The sequence below is a fragment of the Pseudomonas sp. genome, assembly GCF_049645325.1.
In the GTDB taxonomy this organism is placed as follows: domain Bacteria; phylum Pseudomonadota; class Gammaproteobacteria; order Pseudomonadales; family Pseudomonadaceae; genus Aquipseudomonas.
The window spans coordinates 1-7030 of sequence record NZ_JBARTQ010000599.1 but is presented as its reverse complement, the minus strand read 5'-3'; the positions used below and the strand labels follow the sequence as shown (position 1 = coordinate 7030).

At 60.0% G+C, this 7030-nt stretch carries 6 protein-coding genes; all 6 read right to left on the bottom strand.

Annotated elements, in window-relative coordinates; translation table 11 throughout:
• Nucleotides 1-67 precede the first annotated feature (67 nt).
• Nucleotides 68-784, bottom strand: coding sequence for an ABC transporter ATP-binding protein (locus WBB95_RS25070; protein WP_424490017.1), 717 nt, complete (start codon nucleotides 782-784; stop codon nucleotides 68-70).
• Nucleotides 781-1656: an ABC transporter ATP-binding protein gene (locus tag WBB95_RS25065; protein WP_424490016.1), complete on the bottom strand. Its 876-nt coding sequence runs from the start codon at nucleotides 1654-1656 to the stop codon at nucleotides 781-783. The genes WBB95_RS25070 and WBB95_RS25065 overlap by 4 nt, the downstream gene beginning before the upstream one ends.
• Entirely contained in the window at nucleotides 1653-2930 is a 1278-nt protein-coding gene (gene livM, locus WBB95_RS25060; protein WP_424490015.1) for a high-affinity branched-chain amino acid ABC transporter permease LivM, read from the bottom strand. Before livM ends, WBB95_RS25065 begins: the two co-directional genes overlap by 4 nt.
• A 2-nt stretch (nucleotides 2931-2932) precedes the next feature.
• On the bottom strand, nucleotides 2933-3847 hold the full coding sequence (locus WBB95_RS25055; RefSeq protein WP_424490014.1) for an ABC transporter permease subunit: 915 nt from the start codon (nucleotides 3845-3847) through the stop codon (nucleotides 2933-2935).
• A 259-nt stretch (nucleotides 3848-4106) separates the two neighbouring features.
• A complete protein-coding gene (locus tag WBB95_RS25050; protein ID WP_424490013.1) occupies nucleotides 4107-5243 on the bottom strand; it encodes a branched-chain amino acid ABC transporter substrate-binding protein in 1137 nt (378 codons plus the stop codon).
• Between the two features lie 386 nt (nucleotides 5244-5629).
• Nucleotides 5630-6913, bottom strand: a complete 1284-nt coding sequence (locus tag WBB95_RS25045) for an NAD(P)/FAD-dependent oxidoreductase (RefSeq protein WP_424490012.1) — start codon at nucleotides 6911-6913, stop codon at nucleotides 5630-5632.
• Nucleotides 6914-7030 lie beyond the last annotated feature (117 nt).

Genomic DNA, 7030 nt, shown 5'->3' with positions numbered 1-7030 from the left:
CATCGCAGGCAAGCCAGCTCCCACATAGAGCCGGTTCCCACAGGGTTTACTGCATCAAGCCTGCAGATCAGTGCCCGCCAAGGTAGGCGTTGCGCACTTCCTCGTTCACCAGCAATTCCTTACCGGTGCCGGTCAGGCGAATCTCACCGTTGACCATCACATACGCGCGGTCCGACAAGCGCAGCGCGTGGTTGGCGTTCTGTTCCACCAAAAAGATAGTCATGCCGGTGGCCGCCAGCTCGCGCAGGGTGGCGAAGATCTGTTTCACCACGATCGGCGCCAGGCCCAGGCTCGGTTCGTCCAGCAGCAACAGCTTGGGCCGGCTCATCAGCGCGCGGGCGATGGCGAGCATTTGCTGCTCCCCCCCGGACATGGTCATCGCACGCTGGGTGCGCCGTTCCTTGAGCCGCGGGAACAGCTCGAACATGCGCTGCATGTCTTCCTGGGCGAATTTGTCGCCAATCGGAATGGTGCCCATCAGCAGGTTTTCCTCGACGGTCATGTCGGGGAACACCCGCCGACCTTCCGGCGACTGCGCAATGCCGTTGGAGGCGATGTAGTGGGACGACTTGTGGGTAATGTCGACGCCGTTATAAAGAATCTGCCCCGACTCGGCCCGTGGCTGGCCGAAGATCGACATCAGCAGCGTGGATTTACCCGCGCCGTTGGAGCCGATCAAGCTGACGGTTTCGCCTTCGTTGATGTGCAGCGAGACTTTTTTCAGGGCCTGGATCGGGCCGTAGAACACGTCCAGGTCCTTCATTTCGAGGATGGGTCCGCTCATACCAGCTCCTCTTCGTCTGCGCCCAGGTAGGCGGCAATCACTTTCGGGTCGTTGCGGATGGCCTCCGGCCCGCCTTCGGCGATGACGTTGCCGTGGTCGAGCACCACGATGTGGTCGGAAATACTCATCACCATGCCCATGTCGTGTTCGATCAGCACCACCGTAAGGTCGTGTTCGTCGCGCAGCAGGCGAATCATCGCGCTGAGGGCTTCGGTTTCCTGCGGGTTAAGGCCCGCTGCCGGTTCGTCCAGGCAGATGATCTGCGGCCGGGTGCACATGGCGCGGGCGATTTCCAGGCGGCGCTGCTGGCCGTAGGAAAGCTCACCGGCCAGGCGGTTGGCGCAGTCCACCAGGTCGACCACTTCCAGCCAGTAGAAGGCATGGTCGAGCGCATCGCTTTCGGCCTTGCGGTAGCCCTTGGTGTTGAGGATGCCGGCGAGCATGTTGCGGTTGACCCACATGTGTTGGGCCACCAGCAGGTTTTCCAGCACCGACATTTCCTTGAACAGGCGAATGTTCTGGAAAGTGCGCGCCAGGCCTGCACGGTTCACCAAGTGGGTGCCGCCGAACATCTTGTAGTACACCCGGCTGAAGAAGCTTTTCGGCGAAACGAAATCCACCGCTTTAAAGCGCTCGCCGAGCAACTGGATCACGTTGGTCTGCTTGCCGCGTATGTTGAGTTCGATCTTGCCGCCACTGGCTTTGTAGAAGCCGGTAAGGCAGTTGAACACCGTGGTTTTGCCGGCACCGTTGGGACCGATCAGGGCGAAGATCGAGTTGCGTTTGACCTTGAGGCTCACATCGCTCAAGGCCTTGATGCCACCGAAGTGCATCATCAAATGTTCCACAGAGAGGACGACTTCCTTGCTCATGGCGCCACTCCTTTACGTGGTGTCACACCGGTACGGCTGATCCGGATCAGGCCGCGTGGGCGCCAGATCATCATCACCACCATCAACACGCCAAACAGCAGCACGCGGTATTCGGAGAAGCTGCGCAGCAACTCCGGCGCAACCGTCAAGACGAAGGCTGCGATCACCACGCCGACCGTCGAGCCCATGCCGCCCAACACCACGATGGCGAGGATCAGCGCTGACTCGAAGAAGGTAAACGACGACGGGTTGACGAAGCCCTGGTAACTGGCAAAGAACACCCCGGCCAAACCGGCGGTAGACGCGCCGATGGTGAACGCCGAAAGCTTGACCAGTACGTGGTTCAGGCCCATGGAACGGCAGGCGATTTCATCTTCGCGCAAGGCTTCCCAGGCGCGGCCGACCGGCATGCGGGTCAGGCGGTGCTTGATGTACAGCACGGCCAGCACCACCAGGAACAGCACGATGTAGATGAACATGAACTTGATGTTGGGGTTGTAATCGATGCCGAAGAACTCATGGAACGGAATCCCGCCATCCTTGGCCTTGCGCCCGAACTCCAGGCCGAGGAAGGTCGGCGAAGGCACCGGCATGCCGTTCGGGCCGCCGGTGAACGACAGCCAGTTGTTGAGCACCAAGCGGATGATTTCACCAAAGCCGAGGGTCACGATGGCCAGGTAGTCACCGTGCATTCGCAGCACCGGGAACCCGAGTATGCACCCCGCCAGCGCCGCACAAATGGCCGCCAACGGCAGCACCGTCCAGAAACCCAGGCCCAGGTACTGATAACCCAACGCCAGGCCGTAGGCGCCGATGGCGTAGAACGCCACGTAACCCAGGTCGAGCAGGCCGGCCAGGCCCACCACGATGTTCAAGCCCAGGCCGAGCAGCACGTAGATCAGCCCGAGGATGACCACGGTCAGCAGGTACTTGTTGGCGAAGATCGGGAACACGATGGCAATCACGATCAGCGCCGGGATGATCCAGCGCAGCCGCGACTTGTAGTCCGGCGGCAGTACATGCACGCCTGAACCACTGCTTTCGAAACCTTGCAGGATTTTCAGGCCCTTGGGGGTTTGCAGGAACAGGCTCATGGCAAAGCGGCCGACCATCACGATGGCGACCAACGTCGCCACACGGGCAGGTTGCAGGTTGAAGCCGTAGCCGTCGAGGACCACGCCGACGATCGGACCGAACACGATCAGGGAAATCAGCCCGGCGAGGACCGTATCGACCACACTTTTCTTGATATCGATGGGTTTGGCAGCAGACATGTTTACACCTTAGCCACGAGTGGGCGACCCAGCAGGCCCTGGGGACGGAAGATAAGAATCACCACCAGCAGGGAGAAACTGAACACGTCTTTGTAGTCAGAGTTGATCAACCCCGAGAACAGCGACTCGGAGATACCCAGGATGATCCCGCCCAGCATTGCTCCAGGCAGGGAGCCGATGCCGCCGAGTACCGCTGCGGTGAACGCCTTGATGCCGATGATGAAGCCGGCATAGAAGTCGAAGGTGCCGTAGTTGAGGGTGATGAGCACGCCCGCCAGGGCAGCCATGGCAGCGCCAATCACGAATACGTAGGAGATCACCCGGTCGGTGTTGATGCCGAGGATGGACGCCATCTTGCGGTCTTGCTGGGTGGCGCGGCACATGCGGCCGAGCTTGGTGTATTTGATGATGTAGGTCAGCAGGCCCATGCCCGCGAAGGCAGCGACCAGGATGAAGACCTTGGTGTACGTCAACTGGACGAACCCGGTGCCGATATCGACACGCCAGGCCCCGGCCAGCAGGGTGGGAATACCTTGTTGCTTGGCGCCCTGTGCAATCTGGGCGTAGTTCTGCAGGATCAGCGAGATCCCGATGGCGCTGATCAGCGGGGCCAGTCGGGTGGAGTTACGCAGGGGTTTGTAGGCGACACGCTCGATGACCCATCCGTAAACGCCGGTGACGACCACGGTGAAGATCAGGGTGCCGAGAATGAGCAGCGGGAAGGATTCGATGCCGAAGTAAGCCAGCAGTGCCAGACTGATCGCCGCGAGGTAAGCGGAAATCATATAAACCTCGCCATGGGCGAAGTTGATCATGCCAATGATGCCATAGACCATTGTGTAGCCGATGGCGATCAGGCCGTAGACCGACCCGAGGGTCAGGCCGTTGACCAGTTGCTGCAGGAAAATACCATCCATAACGCACTCTCACGCGGTGAGAACCTGCACACCTGTGAGTGTGCGGCCCTTCTGGAGGAAAAGACTGATCTGTCGCTAGATGCAATGGAGCGGACAACGCCGTCCCACTGAAGGAGCCGGGCTCAGGTGGGAGCTGGCTTGCCTGCGATGCAGACACCTCGGTATGTCCGTCATACCCAGGCGATGCCATCGCAGGCAAGCCAGCTCCCACACAAGCCCGGTGCTCACAGGGCTCAGTGGGGCCGGTTAAATCGCGCTATTACTTCTGCTTATCCAACTGGTGGTATTTGCCGTCTTTGTCCCACTGGTAAACCACGTAGTCGGAGACTTTCAGGTCACCCTTGGTGTCCCAATTCTTCTCGCCCATCACGGTTTTCACAGGGTGCGATTTCAGCCATTTGGCAGCGTCTTCGCCTTTGTTGGACTTGGAACCGTTGAAGCCGGCAGCCAGGGCCTGGACCGAAGCGTAGGCGTACAGGGTGTAGCCTTCTGGCTCGGTGCCATTTTTGCGGAACTCTTCCACCACGGTCTTGCTGTCCGGCAGCAGGCGCGGGTCAGCGCCGAAGGTCATGTAGACGCCATCGACGTACTGTTTGCCGCCAGCGGTGGCCACCAGTTCATCGGTGACAACACCGTCATCGGACATGAACTTGACGTCTTTGAGGCCGGCTTCACGAATCTGGCGAACCAGAGGACCGGCTTCCGGGTGCAGGCCGCCGAAGTACACGACGTCAGCACCGGTGGAGCGGATTTTGGTGACCAGGGCGCTGAAGTCTTTCTCGCCACGGGTCAGGCCTTCTTCCAGCACCGGCTTGACGCCACGCTTGGTCAACTGCTGGGCAGTCGCGTCAGCCAGGCCTTTGCCGTAGGTGTCTTTGTCGTTGATGACCGCGACTTTCTTGCCCTTGAGCACGTCGACGATGTAGTCGCCGGCCACGATGCCTTGCTGGTCATCACGCCCGCACATGCGGAACACTGCCGACAAGCCGCGCTCGGTGACCTGTGGGTTGGTGGAGCCTGGGGTAATCATGATGATGCCGGCATCGGCATACACCTCGGAAGCCGGGATGGTGTTGGAGGAGCAGAAGTGCCCGACCACGCCGATCACCTTGTCCTGGTCTGCCAGGCGGTTAGCCACCGCTACAGCTTGCTTGGGTTCACAGGCGTCGTCGCCGGCTACCAGTTTGATCTGCTCGCCGTTGATGCCACCGGCCTTGTTGATGACATCGGCTGCCGCTTGGGCACCCTTCATGTACTGCTCACCGAAAGCTGCGTTGGCGCCCGTCATCGGGCCTGCCACGCCAATCTTCACATCAGCTTGAACAAACGCAGAAACACCCAGCGCCGCTGCAACGGCGAGGGCCAGAAAACCTTTCTTGTAAAACGTCTGGGACATGAGTGGTGCTCCGAGGTTTTTGTTTATTGGCACTACGAATTCGCTGTAAACCTTCAACTGAAACTTTCAGGGAAAGCCAAGAGCAAGGCGCGTGCCATTACGTTTTTATTCTTCAAAAAGACACGGTGTCATTGTTATTACAGGCGTTTCGGCACCTCGCGCCAGCACGTGCAACCGTCTAGCGCCAAGAGGTGCAACCGATGGACCCAAAAAGTACAACCCAGGCAGGTCACACCTGCAACCAGGCGAATAAACGAACGTTCCTACACCTGTAACAATGGGCGTAACGGAACTGCACATTTACAGTGCGTGATTGCTACGACTTGCACCAATACAGATTAGTAGCCTGCTAAGAAAATGCAGGCTTCTGAGCGGTATTTCGCTGATCAGATCACGATCCTCAGGCATTGCCCGGCGTGATACAGCGAGAATCCCGCCTCATATAAGCAGCTGCGCAGGCCCACTCCGGCCAGCGGCTGCATCGGCGTAAACGGAATCGGCAGCGCCTGGGGATTCTGGTGACACAAATAGTCGGCAAACGCCTTGCCCACCACGCTGCCAGTGGTCACACCGCGCCCGTTGTAGCCGGTGACCGCCACCAGGCCCGGGGCAGGTTCGAACAGGCGCATCAAGTGGTCAGGGGTGAAGGCGATGCAGCCAGTCCAGGTGCATTCCCACTGCACCGCTTTGAGGTACGGGAAGTAGTGTTGCTGCACCCGATCGGCCCACGCCTTGAGGAACCACGCGGGTTTCTGGTTGCCGTTGCCCAAACTGCCAAGCAACAACCGCCCGTCAGCGTCTCGGCGGATACTGCTGAGGACCTGGCGCGTGTCCCACGAGCCCTGCCCTCCCGGAAGGATCTGTTGGGCGGCTTCGTCGGTCAGCGGGGCGGACGCGACCTGATAGTAGTAACCCGGGAAGAAATTACGCCGCAGCTCGGTCCATTCGCCTTCGGTGTAGGCATTCGAGGCGATCACCACTTGTGCTGCCTGCACCGAACCCTGGGCGGTTTGTACCGACCAAAGGGCGCCTTGGCGTTCAAGCTGGGTAACCGGGGAATGGTCAAATAACTGACCGCCCAGCCCGACCGCCGCATTTGCCAAGCCACTGGTGTAGGCCATCGGGTTCAAGGTACCGGCACGCCGGTCGAGCAACGCGGCAGCGATCTTTTTAGTGCCGGTGGCTTGCTCGCACGCTTGGCCGGTCAACAACTCGACCGGCGCGCCACGGCGCTTCCATTGTTCTTCACGGCTGCGCAAATCCGCCTCGCCCCGGGCGTTGTGCGCCATGTGCAGGGTGCCTTCGCGGCGCAATTGGCATTCGATGTTGTATTTGTCGATCAGGCTGAACACCAGGGAGGGTGCCGCGCCCAACATGCGGTTGAGCTGACTGCCCACCGCCTCGCCGAAACCGGCTTCGATGTCGTCCGGTGGAATCCACAGGCCAGCGTTGACCAACCCGACGTTACGCCCCGACCCGCCATGGCCGGTGCGATGGGCCTCCAGCACGGCCACGCTTTTGCCTTGCTCCAACAAATGGATAGCTGCCGACAGCCCGGTGATCCCGGCGCCGATCACGCACACATCCACCTTGACCTCGCCCTTGAGCGCGGCACGATCCGGCCGGCCAGGGGTGAGCTGTTCCCACAAACATGCTTCGCGTAAGGCCATTGCCAGACTCCGATGAGACCTAACAAACCACTATTATTCTGAGTTGAGAACCCAATCAACTGTGGGAGCTGGCTTGCCTGCGATGCGAATACCTCGGTGTAACAGAGACACCGCGGT

Coding starts and splice junctions, on each gene's coding strand:
- livM (WP_424490015.1), bottom strand. CDS start 2,930: ATGTCTGCTGCCAAACCCATCGATATCAAGAAAAGTGTGGTCGATACG.
- WBB95_RS25045 (WP_424490012.1), bottom strand. CDS start 6,913: ATGGCCTTACGCGAAGCATGTTTGTGGGAACAGCTCACCCCTGGCCGG.
- WBB95_RS25065 (WP_424490016.1), bottom strand. CDS start 1,656: ATGAGCAAGGAAGTCGTCCTCTCTGTGGAACATTTGATGATGCACTTC.
- WBB95_RS25050 (WP_424490013.1), bottom strand. CDS start 5,243: ATGTCCCAGACGTTTTACAAGAAAGGTTTTCTGGCCCTCGCCGTTGCA.
- WBB95_RS25070 (WP_424490017.1), bottom strand. CDS start 784: ATGAGCGGACCCATCCTCGAAATGAAGGACCTGGACGTGTTCTACGGC.
- WBB95_RS25055 (WP_424490014.1), bottom strand. CDS start 3,847: ATGGATGGTATTTTCCTGCAGCAACTGGTCAACGGCCTGACCCTCGGG.